This is a genomic window from Pinirhizobacter soli (assembly GCF_015905305.1).
In the GTDB taxonomy this organism is placed as follows: Bacteria; Pseudomonadota; Gammaproteobacteria; order Xanthomonadales; family Rhodanobacteraceae; genus Pinirhizobacter; species Pinirhizobacter soli.
The window spans coordinates 755,904-771,106 of sequence record NZ_JADZLQ010000002.1 but is presented as its reverse complement, the minus strand read 5'-3'; the positions used below and the strand labels follow the sequence as shown (position 1 = coordinate 771,106).

12 protein-coding genes are annotated in these 15,203 nt (G+C 63.3%); 7 read left to right on the top strand and 5 right to left on the bottom strand.

The features are described from left to right. The first annotated feature begins 229 nt into the window (after positions 1-229). Both NDK18_RS13335 and NDK18_RS13330 read left to right on the top strand, forming a co-directional pair. Positions 230-1,147, top strand: a complete 918-nt coding sequence (locus NDK18_RS13335) for an alpha/beta hydrolase (protein WP_250628017.1) — start codon at positions 230-232, stop codon at positions 1,145-1,147. Then, positions 1,104-1,496: an Rrf2 family transcriptional regulator gene (locus tag NDK18_RS13330; protein ID WP_284692132.1), complete on the top strand. Its 393-nt coding sequence runs from the start codon at positions 1,104-1,106 to the stop codon at positions 1,494-1,496. The genes NDK18_RS13335 and NDK18_RS13330 overlap by 44 nt, the downstream gene beginning before the upstream one ends. A 9-nt stretch (positions 1,497-1,505) precedes the next feature. Here the strand turns inward: NDK18_RS13330 and hmpA are convergent, their stop codons facing one another. Further along, positions 1,506-2,714, bottom strand: a complete 1,209-nt coding sequence (gene hmpA / locus NDK18_RS13325; protein WP_250624009.1) for an NO-inducible flavohemoprotein — start codon at positions 2,712-2,714, stop codon at positions 1,506-1,508. A gap of 242 nt (positions 2,715-2,956) precedes the next feature. On the opposite strand from hmpA, the gene NDK18_RS13320 reads away from it, so the two are divergent. Next, on the top strand, positions 2,957-3,661 hold the full coding sequence (locus NDK18_RS13320) for an NAD-dependent epimerase/dehydratase family protein (protein ID WP_250628016.1): 705 nt from the start codon (positions 2,957-2,959) through the stop codon (positions 3,659-3,661). Positions 3,662-3,764: 103 nt separating this feature from the next. After that, positions 3,765-5,024 carry a cation:proton antiporter gene (locus tag NDK18_RS13315; RefSeq protein WP_250628015.1) on the top strand — a complete coding sequence of 420 codons (1,260 nt, stop codon included), beginning with the start codon at positions 3,765-3,767 and terminating at the stop codon, positions 5,022-5,024. Between the two features lie 8 nt (positions 5,025-5,032). Here the strand turns inward: NDK18_RS13315 and NDK18_RS13310 are convergent, their stop codons facing one another. Both NDK18_RS13310 and serA read right to left on the bottom strand, forming a co-directional pair. Continuing rightward, positions 5,033-6,574, bottom strand: coding sequence for an N-acetylmuramoyl-L-alanine amidase (locus NDK18_RS13310; protein ID WP_250628014.1), 1,542 nt, complete (start codon positions 6,572-6,574; stop codon positions 5,033-5,035). A gap of 237 nt (positions 6,575-6,811) precedes the next feature. Next, the gene (serA, locus tag NDK18_RS13305; RefSeq protein WP_250624005.1) at positions 6,812-8,047 is read right to left on the bottom strand and encodes a phosphoglycerate dehydrogenase; all 1,236 of its coding nucleotides are present in this window, start codon (positions 8,045-8,047) and stop codon (positions 6,812-6,814) included. A gap of 121 nt (positions 8,048-8,168) precedes the next feature. Between serA and NDK18_RS13300 the strand changes: the two genes are divergently transcribed. The 3 genes from NDK18_RS13300 (at position 8,169) to dsbG (ending at position 11,223) form a co-directional block, all read left to right on the top strand. Beyond that, positions 8,169-9,551 (top strand): FAD-binding oxidoreductase, encoded by a 1,383-nt coding sequence (locus NDK18_RS13300; protein ID WP_250628013.1) that lies wholly within the window; start codon positions 8,169-8,171, stop codon positions 9,549-9,551. Between the two features lie 106 nt (positions 9,552-9,657). After that, positions 9,658-10,614, top strand: a complete 957-nt coding sequence (pip, locus tag NDK18_RS13295; protein WP_250628012.1) for a prolyl aminopeptidase — start codon at positions 9,658-9,660, stop codon at positions 10,612-10,614. A 69-nt stretch (positions 10,615-10,683) separates the two neighbouring features. Continuing rightward, positions 10,684-11,223, top strand: a complete 540-nt coding sequence (gene dsbG / locus NDK18_RS13290) for a thiol:disulfide interchange protein DsbG (protein ID WP_250628011.1) — start codon at positions 10,684-10,686, stop codon at positions 11,221-11,223. Between the two features lie 56 nt (positions 11,224-11,279). On the opposite strand, the gene NDK18_RS13285 is transcribed toward dsbG, so the two are convergent. Further along, positions 11,280-14,099: a lamin tail domain-containing protein gene (locus tag NDK18_RS13285; RefSeq protein WP_250624001.1), complete on the bottom strand. Its 2,820-nt coding sequence runs from the start codon at positions 14,097-14,099 to the stop codon at positions 11,280-11,282. Positions 14,100-14,175: 76 nt separating this feature from the next. Next, positions 14,176-15,183 carry a phosphate/phosphite/phosphonate ABC transporter substrate-binding protein gene (phnD, locus tag NDK18_RS13280; RefSeq protein WP_250624000.1) on the bottom strand — a complete coding sequence of 336 codons (1,008 nt, stop codon included), beginning with the start codon at positions 15,181-15,183 and terminating at the stop codon, positions 14,176-14,178. Positions 15,184-15,203 lie beyond the last annotated feature (20 nt).

Genomic DNA, 15,203 nt, shown 5'->3' with positions numbered 1-15,203 from the left:
TTTGCCTGCCAGCCCAAGCCAGCGCCTGGTCAGGTTTCCGACTGACGAAGGCCCGAACTCCCGCGCATCCTGCCTGCTTCGGCATGCAGGGGCATGGAAGATGAAACGCAGATGGATCGTGGCCGCCACCGTATGCCTGCTCGCCTGCGGAGGGGCGGTATGGACATGTGGAGCACTCCTGTTAGCCCCGCGACGCGAGCCAGTGGGGGAACCGCCGCTCGACTTGCCAGTGACGGCACTCGCGTTCAACGACGCCGGTGGGCGGACGATCCGCGGCTGGTTCGCGCAGGGAGTGCCGGGGGAGGGCGCCGTGTTGTTGTTGCATGGCGTTCGTGCCGACAGGACGGCGATGCTGGGGCGGGCACGCTGGCTGCATTCGCAGGGCTACTCGGTCATGTTGATCGATTTCCAGTCTGCGGGCGAAAGCGAAGGCGATGCCATCACGCTTGGCTACCGGGAAGCCGACGACGCGGTGCGAGCACTGTCGTGGATACGGCAGAGGCTTCCCCACGAGCGGATCGCAGTGGCGGGGACGTCGATGGGCGGGGCAGCCATCCTCTTGGCCCGGCCACCGCTCCGTGCCGAAGCGCTGGTCATCGAGCAGGTCTATCCCACCATCGACGAAGCGGTGCGTGACCGTATCGACCTGCACTTAGGTCACGCATTCTCATTCCTGGCCCCGGTACTCCTGCGGACGATGTCGTGGCACCTTGGCTTTGGTCCGGAGGCGTTGCGGCCGATCGACCATGTGGATGGGCTTATAGGGCCAACCCTCTTTGTCGCTGGCGAGAAGGATAAGCACGTGACATTGGCGCAGTCGATGGCGCTCTACGCCAGGGCTGGTGGGAAAAAGGAGCTTTGGGTTGTTCCCGGCGCGCGGCATGTGGATCTTTATGCTTTCGACACCCAGGAGTGGCGAACGCAGGTAGGCGGGTTTCTTCAAAGGAACCTGCGCAACAACGACGAGGATTCCGTGCCCGTGCGTAAAGGGTACATTTCCCAATGTTCGCGGGGTTGCCGCCACCACCGCTGCGCTGGCACCGCTATACAATCGCGGCACTATGCGACTGACCATCCAAACCGATTATGCGCTGCGGATGCTGATGTTCCTGGCCATCCAGGGCGAGGGCCGATCTTCCATCCGTGAGATTTCCACAGCCTACGGGATTTCGGAAAACCACCTCATGAAGATTACCCAGCGCCTGGCTGCCGCCGGCTACATCGATGCGCTCAGGGGTCGCAACGGCGGCCTTCGCCTGGGTCGAGAAGCGGCTTCGATCCGCGTGGGGGAGGTTGTTCGGGAGGTCGAGCCGGATTTCGCGCTGGTCGAGTGTTTCGGAGCGTCAAACCAATGTCCGATCACGCCCGCCTGCGTGCTCAAGCGTGCCCTCGACGAGGCGCGCAAGGCTTTTCTGGCTGTCCTGGATCAATATACCGTGGCGAGCCTCGTGGCCCAGCCGCGGCGACTGCGCACGGCCCTGGCGATCAGTACCTGAGGCCCGATCCTAGGCCAGCGTGGAGCCGAAGACTTCGGCTTGAATCCGGCGCGCATCGACGCCGACGCCCTTGAGCGCCTGGATCTGCGCCGCCATGAAGCCTCGGGGGCCGCATACGTAGTAGTCGGCGTCGGCCAGTTCTGGCAAGCGCCCTAACAGCTTCGCATCCATCCGGCCTTCCTCGTCGTAGTGCACGCCTTGTACGTCGCCCTCGGTCACCGCTTCATAGAAGATCCGGGCGCGGAGCGAGCCGTGGGCCATCGCCTTGGCGCGAAGCCAACTGCCCATGGCATGCGAATGCCGGTCGCGTGTCGCGTGGTAGAAGTACACGCGGCGTTCCGGCTGGGTATCCAGGACGTGTTCGGCGATGCCCAGCATGGGGGTGATGCCGACGCCCGCGCTTAGCAGGACGATCGGGGTGCTGACGCTGGTGTCGGCGGTAAAGTCGCCCTGGGGGAAGGACAGTTCGAGGATGTCGTCCGTGAACGTCACCTCGTGGAGAATATTGGACATGATCCCCGCCGGTGCGTCGGTCAGCGCGTCCTCCCGCTTCACCGTGATTCGCAGATGGCTCCGCCCGGGGGCATCGGACAGGCTGTATTGCCGCACCTGAGCCATGCCGGATTCATCGATCCGACGCACGGAGACAAACTGACCCGGCTTGAAGGGCGGCAAGGGACCGCCGTCGGTGGGCTGAAGATAGATCGAAAGGATCGTTGCGCTTTCCCGCTCCAGCCTGGTCGCGCGAAATGGCCGCCATCCCGACCAACCGCCAGGCGCCGCTGCCGCTTCACGGTAGAGCGTGGATTCGGCATCGATGAGGAGGGCGGCGAGCTGGTCGTAGGCCGCGGCCCATGCATCGAGAAGCTCTTGCGTCGCGGCCTCGCCCATGACCTCTTCTATGGCGGCCAACAGATGCGTGCCGACCAAGGGGTAATGTTCGGCGCGGATGCCCATGCTCGCGTGCTTGGCCGCGATCACGCCCAGTGCCCCGCCCAGGACACTCGGATCGTTGATGTTCTGCGCGTAAGCCAGGACCGCCATGGCCAGTGCCTGCTGCTGCTCACCGGTGGCTTGGTGGCTCATGTTGAACACGTTGCGCAGGGCGGGGTGGGCCGTAAACAAACGATCGTAGAAGTTCCGGGTCAGAACCTGCCCGTGCGCGCGCAGCGCAGGGACGCAGGCAGTGACAATGTCGCGTTGATTTGGGCTAAGCATGGGATCACCTCGGATAAGATGCATCTAGTATGCATCTACAAAAGGGATGTTGGGGACGGTATGCGACTGGATGCCGCAACCATCCCGTGTCGAAGCGCGCGGAGAAACCGTGACTAACGAGCCTCGCGGTACGTTTCGAGAAGGATCATCATGGCTCGTGCCGATCGGCGGCCTTTGGCTGCCTTCTCAACGATCCGTCTCTATTTCCAGGCTACTGTTCGAGGCACGCGATGACTCTACGCATGACAGTGTTTGTGGCTGGCGCCACCGGTGCCATAGGTGTTCGCCTCGTACCGATGCTGGTAGCTGCCGGACATCGCGTGTTTGGCACGACGCGCGCGCAAGGTCCCCGCGCCGATGCGCTGCTGGATGCTGGCGCCATTCCGGTCATCGCCGACGTCTTCGATGCCGATGGCCTCGCCAAGGCCGTGCGTGCCACTCGGCCCGATGTGGTGATCCACCAGCTGACGGACCTCCCCACGGGGCTGGACCCTTCGCAGATGGACGAGGCGATCCTTCGTAACGCGCGCATTCGCAGCGAGGGCACGGCCAACCTTGTCGCTGCCGCCCGCGAGGCTGGCGTGCAACGCATGGTGGCGCAGAGCGTGGCATGGCTCTATGCCCCGGGCACCGAACCGCATGGCGAGGATGACCCCCTGGATACGGCCGCCACCGGCAGCCGTCAGGTCAGTGTTGGCGGTATCAGCGCATTGGAGCAGGCGGTGCTTTCGGCGCAGGGGATGGTGGGCGTGGTGTTGCGTTACGGGCGCATCTGGGGCCCGGGTACCGGAAGTGATTCACCGGCAGGGAATTCGCTGCCGCTGCATGTCGACGACGCAGCGCGAGCGGCGCTTCTGGCAATTGGCGACGTGCCTGCGGGCATCTACAACATCGTGGAGCCGAATGATTCGGTATCCGGCGACAAGGCGCATCGCTTCTTGGGGTGATAGGAGCGAGAGCGGGAGAAGGGCATGGGTCCCGGTTGACCCATCCCGGGAGCCGGGCCACCATCGACGGGTCGCCCTACTTTCTCGCCCTGGGGAATTGAACATGGGTCATCCGCTCCTGCTGGTGCAGCTCCTGGTTATTCTCCTGGCTTCGCGCGCCCTGTCATGGTGCCTGCGCTGGTTGGGGCAGCCGCCGGTGATCGGCGAGATGATCGCCGGGCTGATGCTGGGACCGATGGTGTTCGGCGCACTTGCACCGGAATGGCAGGCGAGCCTGTTCCCGAAAGAAAGCCTCGGTGCGCTGACCAGCCTCAGTACGCTGGGGCTTGTGTTGTTCATGATGGTCGTGGGCGCTGAGCTTCGGCTACCCGGCGGCTTCCGCAAACAGCTGGGTACGGCGGGCTGGATCGGTGGCCTTGCCGTGCTGCTTCCGATGGCACTGGGACTTGGCGCCACGCCCTGGCTCTACGACGATTTCGCACCCCAGGGCGTGGGCTTCTGGCCGTTCGCAACATTCATGGCCACGGCCGGTGCGATCACTGCGCTGCCAGTGATGGCACGCATCCTGAAAGACCGGAAGCTCACGCACAGCATGCCGGGCCGCCTTGCCATTGCCGCGGCGGCATTGGCTGACGCCCTGGCCTGGCTGATGCTGGCCTTCGTGGTCGCCCTGATCAGTGCCCACGGAAACTGGGCGCCGTTCTGGCGTACGGCAGCTGGCCTGGTCGTGCTGCTCGCGGTGGCGTTCGGCTTGCTGCGTCCGCTATGCAACTACCTACTGCGCCGGCATGCCCCCGACGGCAAGCCCGATCGCGCAGTGCTGGCGTTCCTGCTGATCGGCGCCTTCGCCTGCGCCGCGGTCACCGAGTGGCTGAACCTGCACGCGGTGTTCGGCGCCTTCGTCTTCGGCCTGTGTCTGCCGCGCGACGACCGCCTGCTGAAAGCCCTGGTGGAGCGCATTGAGTACGTGGCCATCGTTGCCTTGTTGCCGGTGTTCTTCGTGCTGTCGGGGCTTTCCACCACCGCCAACCTGTTCAACGACAGCGCCGGCCTTGCTCTGGTGATCGTGCTTGGCGTGGCCATCGCCGGCAAATTGCTTGGCGGCACGGCCGGCGCGCGCATCTCGGGCCTGGGCTGGCGCGACAGCTTCGCCGTCGGCTCGCTGATGAATGCGCGCGGCATGATGGAATTGATCGTGATGAAGGTGGGTCTGGATGCCGGCGTGATCGACCAGCGCATGTTCACCCTGCTGCTGATCATGGCGATCGTCACCACGATGATGACGACGCCAATGGTGCTTTATTTCACGAAGGGCCAGCCGCTGGACGATGCGGTGCCGGAGCGGCTGGTGGTGAAACATTGACGTGGGGCTCAGGGGATACCGATGAGGTCCCCGACGGGTGCTACGTAGGTTCGTTCGTTGAATGCCGACCGAGCATTTCTATCCCGATTTCCTGGGCAGCTCACCGTGTAAGGTTCCCATCCGGTATCGACATTGTCGGTATCTATAATCTTGACTTGCATCCGATGTTCGCGAGGCGCAGGGCTGCTTCCGCAGTCAATAAAAAACCTAACGGGCGATGGCCGTTTGTCGAAGGGGATCTCAGCAGTCCAACATTGCATGTCGTCAGGGCACTCGACGTATTCGGTCACCAGCGTGGCCTCGAATTCAGGGTTGCCTTCGTAGTGGGCGTCTACCGGAATGAAAGTCCCGAGGGGAACCGGATCATCGACAACCTTCGTCAGGGTGAAGGGCTCGCATTTCTTGCCTTCGGTGAAAAGACGGTAGCCTTTTTCAACGCCTTTCATGGATGCGGTGCGAAAAACAGCATCCTTCAGGGCTGCAGCGTCGCCAACGTTCGTGTGGAATCCCATCTCAACCAGGACTGAGGGCATGTTTGCCAGCGCGTTCTCGGCGAGGTCCGAGCGAAATGCGGCTTTCGCTGGCACACGAAACGAGGCGTAACTTTCGGTCGCGCGTATGATTTCTCCCATGGAGCAAACCACGCTGTTGGCGAGTTGCTCGTCAGGAATTCGACCTGTGTGGTAAATGACGCGCGTCCCATTCGCCGCCGGGTCGTCGTCAGTCGCATTCGTATGCAGATGGATGGCCGCAGCTGCATTTATATAGTTTGCAAGAAGCGGGCGGCTCTTGATGTCCTGTCGATACTCAACCAAGCCGTTCACCTTGCTGGAATCGGAGTTCCATATTTCCTGATTGTCAGGAAGAACCCGCTTCAGATGATATCTCGCACCCATGGCGCTCCAGGCATGGGCACTTTCTTCGTGAACTTCGTCAGAATACGAGCGAGGTATGACAGTCTCGACGCCACTCCGTCGAGACAGCCAGAATGCCAGTTCACGAGCGTAAGCCGGGGTCAGGAAGTCTTCGATTATGCCGTTGCGCTCCGGGCGCTGCGTCGTCCATTTCAGGAGCGTGTGGTGATAGTAGTAGCCATGTGACGGGCTAACCATGACTGCCTCTGCCTGGTTAGCTTCGCGTGACGGCTTGGAACTATCTTGTTCCTGTTGAGGGGGTTGTCGTTTGGAGTAGTACTCTATGGTCCGGCCGCCGTACAAAAAGTCGACATTCGATCCTTCCCCCAGTTTGTCGGCGTTGAACATTACCCGGTTGTATAGCCTGGTCTGGTAATCCTCCAGTTCCTCCTCTGCGTGCGGCCCCGCTTCCGCGCCAAGTTCAAGCGTGATGCGTCGATCCGGAGAAACCGAGACCTTGAGCGGAAAGTCCTTCGACTGTCCTTCGAAGACTCGAGCGCCCTTGACCAGTGGTGCTAATTCGCGCTCGAGCGTGCCTTTTAGCAGGCTCTGCTGGGCTGGTGTCAGCGGTGGGACGTCGTTGCCCGCATGAACGGCATCTTGATAACCGATCAGCAACGAAATGGCGGCGGCCAAGTATTTACCGTATGCACTTCCTTGTATCACTGTCTTCCCCTCTCGCGTGGAGCGCCATCGTCGCGGCCTGTCCAATTTTTTGGACAATCGAACAGATTACGCTGGAATAGCGAGCTTGCTCCTGACCGCCGAGGTGCGAAATCGGACTCCGGATCGTCAGGGCACGGCGTGGGGAGTGCGGGGTCGTGGCGTTTGACTGACTAGATCAGACAAATCCTTTTGACAGCGGTGATGCGCTCAATAAAGAACCCGCGCCCGCAACGTATCCGGAATCGCCGCCAGCTCATCCTTAAGCACCACCGCCAGCTCCTCGCTGGTCGACACATCAATCACCACGTAGCCCACATTCGGATCGGTCTGCAGGTACTGGCCGTCGATGTTGATGCTGTGGCGGGAGAAGATCTCGTTGATGCGCGAGAGGATGCCGGGCACGTTGCGGTGGATATGAAGCAGGCGACGGCTGTTGGGATGGCCGGGCAGCGACACCTCGGGGAAGTTCACGGCCGAGAGCGTGCTGCCGTTGTCGCTGTAACGCACGAGCTTTGATGCCACCTCGATACCGATATTGTCTTGCGCTTCCAGCGTGCTGCCACCGATGTGGGGGGTCAGGATCACATTGTCCATGCCCACGAGCGGCGACACAAAAGCATCGTCGTTGCCCTTCGGTTCCACCGGGAAGACATCGATGGCTGCGCCGGAAAGATGGCCTGAATTCAGCGCCTGGGCCAGGGCATCGATGTCCACCACGGTGCCGCGCGATGCATTGATCAGCATCGCGCCCGGTTTCATCTTTGCAAGCTCCTTGGCGCCGATCATATCTTTCGTTTGCGGGGTTTCGGGCACGTGCAGGGTAACGACATCCGACCGGGCCAGCAGGTCGTCCAGGCCGGCGGCGGCGCGCGCGTTGCCCAGGGACAGCTTTGGCTCGATGTCATGGAAGATCACGCGCATCCCCAAGCCTTCGGCCAGTACGCCCACCTGCGTTCCGATGTGGCCGTAGCCGACGATGCCCAGCACCTTGTCGCGGACTTCGAAACTTCCGGCTGCGCTCTTGGACCAGCCACCCCGGTGGCATTGGGCGTTCTTCTGGGGAATGCGCCGCACCAGCATGATCGTCTCGGCGATCACCAGTTCCGCCACGCTGCGGGTGTTGGAGTAGGGCGCGTTGAATACCGGCACGCCAGCGCTTTCGGCGGCGTCCAGGTCCACCTGGTTGGTGCCGATGCAGAAGCAGCCCACGGCCAGCAAACGGCGCGCTTCGGCGAGAACCTCCGCCGTGAGTTGCGTGCGCGAGCGGATGCCCACGATGTGTGCGTCGGCAATGGCCTTTTTCAGCAAATCGCGGCCCAATGATTTCTCATGGAGCTCGATCTGCGAATAGCCGGCCTGGCGGAACACGTCCACGGCGCTGGGGCTGACGCCTTCGAGCAGCAGCACCCTGATGTCCGAGCGGGGATAGGAAGTTTTCTTCATCGATGCCGTCCACGGTCCTTAAGCTCCCACTATGCCAGATGGCGGCAGCTATTTGCCGCAGCGCAACAGTAGACGGGCCGCCGCGCGGCTGGCACGCTGGGAAGCCTGCCACGGAGCCACCATGACCGACCCGCGCCTGGCCGACCTTGCCCGTCGCGCCCCCGAGACCCGCCTGCTGACCGAGCCTTCCGATCTGGAACACTACGGCCGGGACTGGACGCGCCGGTGGACGCCGGCACCGCTGGCCATCGCCTTGCCGTCGACCGCAGGCGACGTTCAAGCCATCGTCCGCTGGGCCCGCGAACACCAGGTGACCATCGTGCCCTCCGGTGGACGCACCGGACTCTCCGGCGGCGCCGTGGCGGCGCATGGCGAACTGGTGGTGGCGTTCGATCGGATGAACCAGGTACTGGGATTCGATCCGGTGGATGCCACGCTTACCGTGGGGCCAGGGATCGCGCTTGAGGCCGTGCAGAACGCCGCGCGCGAGCATGGCCTGGCGTACCCGGTGGATTTCGCGGCACGCGGATCCTGTTCGATCGGCGGCAACATCGCCACCAATGCCGGCGGCATCCGGGTGATCCGCTATGGCCTGACTCGCCAATGGGTGGCGGGACTGAAATTCGTTACCGGTACGGGTGAGCTCCTCGAACTCAACCGCGGGCTGGTAAAGAACGCCTCCGGTTACGACCTGCGCCATCTGGTGATCGGCTCGGAAGGTACGCTGGGCATGGTAGTGGAAGCCACGCTGTGGCTGGCGCCGCCGCCGCCGCCCACGCAAGTGATGCTGCTGGCAGTGCCTGCCATGGATGCCTTGATGCGGGTTTTCGCCGTGGCGAGGGTGAAGCTGCAACTGGAGGCGTTCGAGTTCTTTACCGACCGCGCACTGGAACACGTGCTGGCCCACGGCGCGCAGGCGCCGTTCGACGTGCTGTCACCTTATTACGTGGTGGCGGAATTCGATGCAGGCGACGAGGCCAGCCAAGCCGCTGCGCTGGACATGTTCGAAGCGTGCCTTGAAGCCGGCTGGGTCACCGACGGCGTGATCAGCAGTAGCGACGCACAAGCCGCGTCACTGTGGCGCCTTCGCGAGGGCATCACCGAAAGCCTTGCCCGCTACAAGCCGTACAAGAACGACATCTCCGTGCGCATCGGCGCAGTGCCTGCATTCATGGCCGACATGCACGGGTTGCTGGCGCGCGAGTACCCCACGTTCGATGTCGTCTGGTTCGGCCACATCGGCGACGGCAACCTGCACATCAACGTGCTCAAGCCCGACGAACTGGACCAGGAAAGCTTCGTGGCGCAGTGCGAGGTGGTGACCAAACACCTGGCTGCGATGCTGCATAAACATGGCGGCAGCATCTCCGCCGAGCACGGCATCGGCCTGGTGAAGAAGCCTTACCTTGAAGGCACCCGAAGCCACGAAGAGATCGCCTTGATGCGCGGGATCAAGGCGGTGCTTGATCCCGACGGGATCATGAACCCGGGCAAGGTGTTTTAGGTGCCCGGCGGCGGCAGGCAGAGCCAGCTGCGCGAAAGCGTTGGGCTGGCATTCGCCGCCATGCCACGCTAGCCTCACGGCTTTCACCTTTAGCCGGTTGACATAAATGCAGGACAGTCATCGCCAGTTGTACCCCGAGGTTACGCCGTACGACGAAGGCTTCCTTCAGGTTTCACCCCTGCACAACGTGTACTACGAGCAGAGCGGCAACCCGAATGGCAAGCCGGTGGTATTCCTGCATGGCGGCCCCGGTGGCGGCACCAACCCGCGCTGCCGCCGTTTCTTCGATCCGGCCAAATATCGCATCGTGCTGTTCGACCAGCGTGGTTGCGGCAAGTCCACGCCGCATGCGGAATTGCGCGAGAACACCACCTGGACGCTGGTCGAGGACATGGAGGCCATCCGCAAGAAGCTTGGCATCGATCGCTGGCAGGTATTCGGTGGCTCGTGGGGTTCAACGCTTGCGCTGGCCTATGCGCAGAAGCATCCGGACCATGTAAGCGAACTGGTGCTGCGCGGCATTTTCATGCTTCGCCGCTGGGAACTGGAATGGTTCTACCAGAAGGGGTGCGACGCCCTGTTTCCCGATGCATGGGAGCACTACCTGGCGGCGATTCCCCAAGCCGAACATGGCGACCTGATCAGCGCCTACCACCGCCGCCTCACTAGCGACGATGCGCAGGTGCGCATGGATGCTGCGCGCGCCTGGTCGATCTGGGAAGCTGCCACGAGTTACCTGTACCAGGACACCTCGCATATCGTGTCCAGTGGCAAGGACGACTTTGCCCTGGCTTTTTCGCGCATCGAATGCCATTACTTCGTCAACGCCGGTTTCTTCGAGGTCGATGGGCAGCTCCTGCGGGATGTCGACCGCATCCGCCAGATCCCCACCATCATCGTGCAGGGCCGTTACGACGTGGTCTGCCCGGTACGCAGCGCCTGGGACCTGCACCGCGCCTTCCCCGAAGCGACACTGCAGATCGTGCCTGATGCCGGGCATTCGGCCTTCGAACCGGGGATCATCAGTGCGTTGGTGGCCGCCACCGATCGCTTCGCTCGATGAAAGCTTCTGGCAGTTGTGCCGGTCCATGAACTGAAGACGCGGCGTCTGGCCGCGTCACGGAGAAAAGCCATGTTGCGATGGATTGCCCTTGGCCTGCTGGCCTTTTCCACGCTGGCTCCCGCGCAGCCGGCGCCGTCCTCCGGTGCCTGGGATTCCCTGGCCAAGACCACCTGGGTCGCGGAAGGGAGCAACAAGCCGGCCCGCCAGGTCTACGTGTTCACCGATACCGAATGCCGGTACTGCCACAAGCTGTGGAAGGCCATGCAGCCGATGCTCGCCGCCTACCCGGACCTGCAGGTTCGCAACGTGCTGGTGGCCGTGATCAGCGACGACAGCCAGCCAAGGGCCGAAACGATCCTGTCCGCTTCCAACCCGAAGCGGGCGTTCGCACGGCACCAGGCGCTGTTCGAAGGCAACGGGCTGCCGATGACGAAAACCGGCCACCCTGCGCTGGCCCAAAAGATCGAGGCAAATACCACCGTGATGATGTCCTACAACCTGCGAGGCACGCCGGGCATGTTGTATCGGACCTCCGACGGGCTCATCCACCGCGTATCGGGCGTTCCCGATGAAGCGAAGCTGCGCAGCATTTTCGAGCAGGCACGCTAACGCTCAAACGTGGATGAAGCGGCGACCTGCCAACAGGCAGGCCGCCGCAGGTTGCATCAGTGGCGACCGAACAGGCCGCTCAGCAGCTTGTCCAGTTCCTTCAACAGTTCATCCAGCGTTTGCTGCGTCTTCGGCGGGATCGGGCCACCCACGGCCACCGGGGCGGCAAGGTCCACCACGAAGCCATCATGGTCCGATGCGCCGATCGCCTTGGTGGCGTCCGGTGCACTGGCGGCGTCATCCTGCGTCTGCACCGGGGCATCCAGATCGGCGCGGCCATACTGCATCTGGATGAAGCGCTGTTTCGCGGCCACGTTCAGCAGGGCATGGTCGAGCACTTGCACGGTGGGTACCGAGCGCGTGGTGTAACCCTGGATCTTGCCGAAATTCTCGGTGAACAGGAACGAATAGCGGTCGTTCGCCGGTACCGAGTTCACGGCATTCCACAGCGCCGGCTGCACGATGTTCGCCGTGCCGAGCTTGAGCAGGTTCTGCGAGTCGTCATAAGTGCCGGAAATCAGGCCCACCACATCGGTGAAGCCATCGCTGAACTGGTAGGAATTGAAATCCCCCACCACCATCAGCGGAGAACGTCCGTCCGTCGGGTTCGATTGCAGGGCCTGCACTTGGGTGGCGAGTGACTTGGCCTGCAGGAAGCGCTTCTCGCGATCACGATCGGCGTCGGCCGTGCCGGATTTATCGACGTTCTGGCGGGCCTTCGGATGCACGGCGATCACGTTGATGCGCATGTTGTTGGCCCACGGCACCACGGCGGTGAGCAACAGCGGTGGGTGATCGTGCAGGAACACCGTCTGGCCGCCGTCCACCCAAGTTTCATCGGCACCGAGCTGGCGCGTGGAAAGCACCCGGACGCGGTCGCTGCGCACCAGGAAGCCGACGTTGATACCGCTGGGGTCGTGCCCGGGGATCAGGTAGGCGTCGTAGCGCACCGGGTAGTCGTCGCCCAGCTGCTTGGCCAGGCCCTGCAAGATCGGCAGGCTCTTGACCTCTTCCACGGACAGGATATCCGGCAGGCGAAGCACGCTGCCGACATAGGCCGACAGGCGACGCGTCTTCAGCGCCACTTGATCGGCTGTGGGCTCCGTATCGCCGCCGCTGCAGGTGAACACGGTGTTGAATTCCGTGTCGCAGAAGCGCTCCATGTTGAAGCCGCCTACGCGCAGGGCGTTGAACGGACGCGGCGTTACCGGGCGCGGCAGGTTCACTGCGGTCTTCAGCGCGAACTTCGTCGGGATCAGCGTATAGGCGCCGAAGTCGTACGAGATCACGCCCTCGGCGCGGAAGGTGCTGCCACCGTTGAAAGGCGTATTCACCGGCACCGCGCCGAAGTCGGCGGTGTTCATCTTGAACACTTCCGGGTTGCCGCTCCAGTTGGGCAGGTTCACCCCGTCGGGCACTGGTACGGTGTAGCGCACGCCGGGCAGGCGCAGCGAGCGCTTGCCGCTGGTGGTGATCGACACTTCGGCGAAGGGCTCGTCGGAGAAGCGCAGGTTGCCGGTGTTGATCATGCCGTTGGGTACCACCACACGCATGCTGATCAGGCACTGGAAGTTGGTGGCGCCGCAGTAAAGATTGGCCGGATCCGGCGAAGGAATCTTGTCGTCGAGCACCACGGCCGTGGGCAGCGCGATGCCGCGACGGGTGACGTTTACCACCGGGTTCGTGATCTCGGTGAGCGAGAAGAAGTTGTCCACCTTGCCGGTGACGTCGACCTCGTCGCCGACAGTCACGGTGGGCGTGCTGCTGGTGAACACGTAGACGCCGTTGGAGGTTTGCTTGTCATCGTCGGCGCGTGCGTCCGGCGTCTGTACCGTGAAGCCCTGGGGACCCACGCCGGTGACAATGTTGGCGTGCGTGGTCACCGCCCGGCCCTGGAAGGGCGAGAGCTGGTCATGGCCCTGGATCTGCCACACTTCCAGCGGCACTGGAACCTGGTTCAGGATGGCGCCGATGGCCGTGGCACGCGCGAGGGAGGCATTGCCCGTGGGCTGGTTCAGGGTGACATGGAACGCCTTGTCCGGACCTGCCGTGGTGGTGCCATGGACATTGACGTTGAACGCTGCGGTGGTGGCACCGGCGGCGATGGTCAGCGTGGTGTCCAGCGCGTCGTAATCGCCGGCGGCGACGGTGGCTGTGTCGTCACTGGTAGCTACGTGCACGGTGACATCGCCGTCGACCGGCTTGCTCAGGGTGATGGTGAAAGGCATCGGCACATCGCCGGCACCGGCCACGCTCACCGACGAATCGGCGATGCTCAGCGACGGACCCTGCGCCACGCAAAGGCTTGCCGCATTGTGCGGCGCGGTGGGCGCTACCTTGACGAAATCTTTGCTGTTGTCACCGCTCTGCTGCGGGATGCCCGCTCCCGAGGTGACCCGGCCGTAGCCCTGGTCGGCATTGGTGGTGCCCAGTGTCGCCAGCGGCGTACCCGCCTTATAGGCGGAGCCTGAGGAAAGGCCGACCTGGTCGGTGATGTTGCCGGCGGCGTCCAGCAGGGCCAGGCCACCATCGTCGGTGACGCCCGTGCTGTAGGTGAGGTCACCGGGCACGCTGCCGGAATAGCCGCTGGCGGCCTTGTTGGTAAGCAGCAGGTAGCAGCCCGGCCCGATCGACGTGCCCGCGGGCAAGGTCAGGCGCGTGCCGGTGGTGCCGCTGACGTTGGATGCATTGAATTTGTATCCGGAGACATCCACCGCGGCGCTGCCGCTGTTGTAGAGCTCGACGAATTCATCGTTGCCCCCCGCCGGTCCCCGGACGCGGAACTGGTTCACCACAACGTCGGCAGCCTGCACCGACAGACACCCGATAAGGCCGGCCAGCACGATCAGGCCGCGCGGCTTCGCATACTTGCGCATCGATTTTTCCCCAGGCAACGGATTCCCCGCCGGCAAGTCTGCCGCAAGAAATCGTCACTTTTCGTGACAGCCGTCCCTAGGGCACCGCATGCGCCCGCAACTGATTCACCAACTGGCGGTGATCCTCGTCGATCTTGTCCAGCCGGGCCTTGCGGGCAGCCTCGTTCACCCATTGGGCCGTCATCGCACGCCGGCGCTCAAGGGTGTATTCAATATCGGCGAAGGGCACCAGTGCATCGTTGCCGACCGGGGCGAAGCCGCTGATATCGTGGATCAGCTTCAGGTTGGCGGTTTCGCGCGCGCCGTCCTTGCCCTTGCCGTACGTGGTGATGAATTCGGCAATGCGCTGGCGCAGGGGGGCGGGCAGGTCGCTGCGCACCACGATCACCGCATGCGGCACCAGGGTCGACCGCCACAGTTCGCGAAGCCTGGCGGCTTGCTCGGGGAAGTGCTGGGCGAAGCGTTCGAGGTCGGCGGTATTGTTGGTACCCACGTCCACCTCGCCATTGGCTACCGCCAGGGCGTTGTTCTGGTGGTTGTCGATGTGCACGTTGGCGAAGAACGTGTCCGAATCAAGGCCCCGGCCGGCGAAGAGCTGCGTTTCCGGGACCAGGTAACCCGAAACGGACAACGCTTCCCCCCGGGCGTAACGCCAGTGGCCAGGCTTGGCGTAGAGGTCGTTGAGCGTGCGCAGGGGAGAGTCGTTGCGCACCAGCAGCACGGCGTAATAACCCTTCGAACCGTCGCCGCGGGTGAGCTGCGCCACCACCTGCATGCTCTGGTGCGTCACGGCGCCGAGCGCCAGGCGGCCGGAGAGGAAAGCGATGTCCACCCGCTGCTCGCCGATCGCCTCGGAGATACCCTCGTAGGTGCTTACCGAGATGCTTCGCACCGGCCGTTGCAGGTAACGGCCGAGGTCGTCGAGCATCGGCTTCCACGACTCGAGCGACTCCGATGGGCCGCCGATGGGAAGGATGCCGAAGGTCAGCGGCACGGTGTTGCCTGGCGGCGGTTCGCTCTGGCGCGCCGATACGGTGAGGCTCAACGCGAGCCAGACGATAAGTACCCCTGCCAGCCGACGCATGAGCGTGCAACCACCCTTGT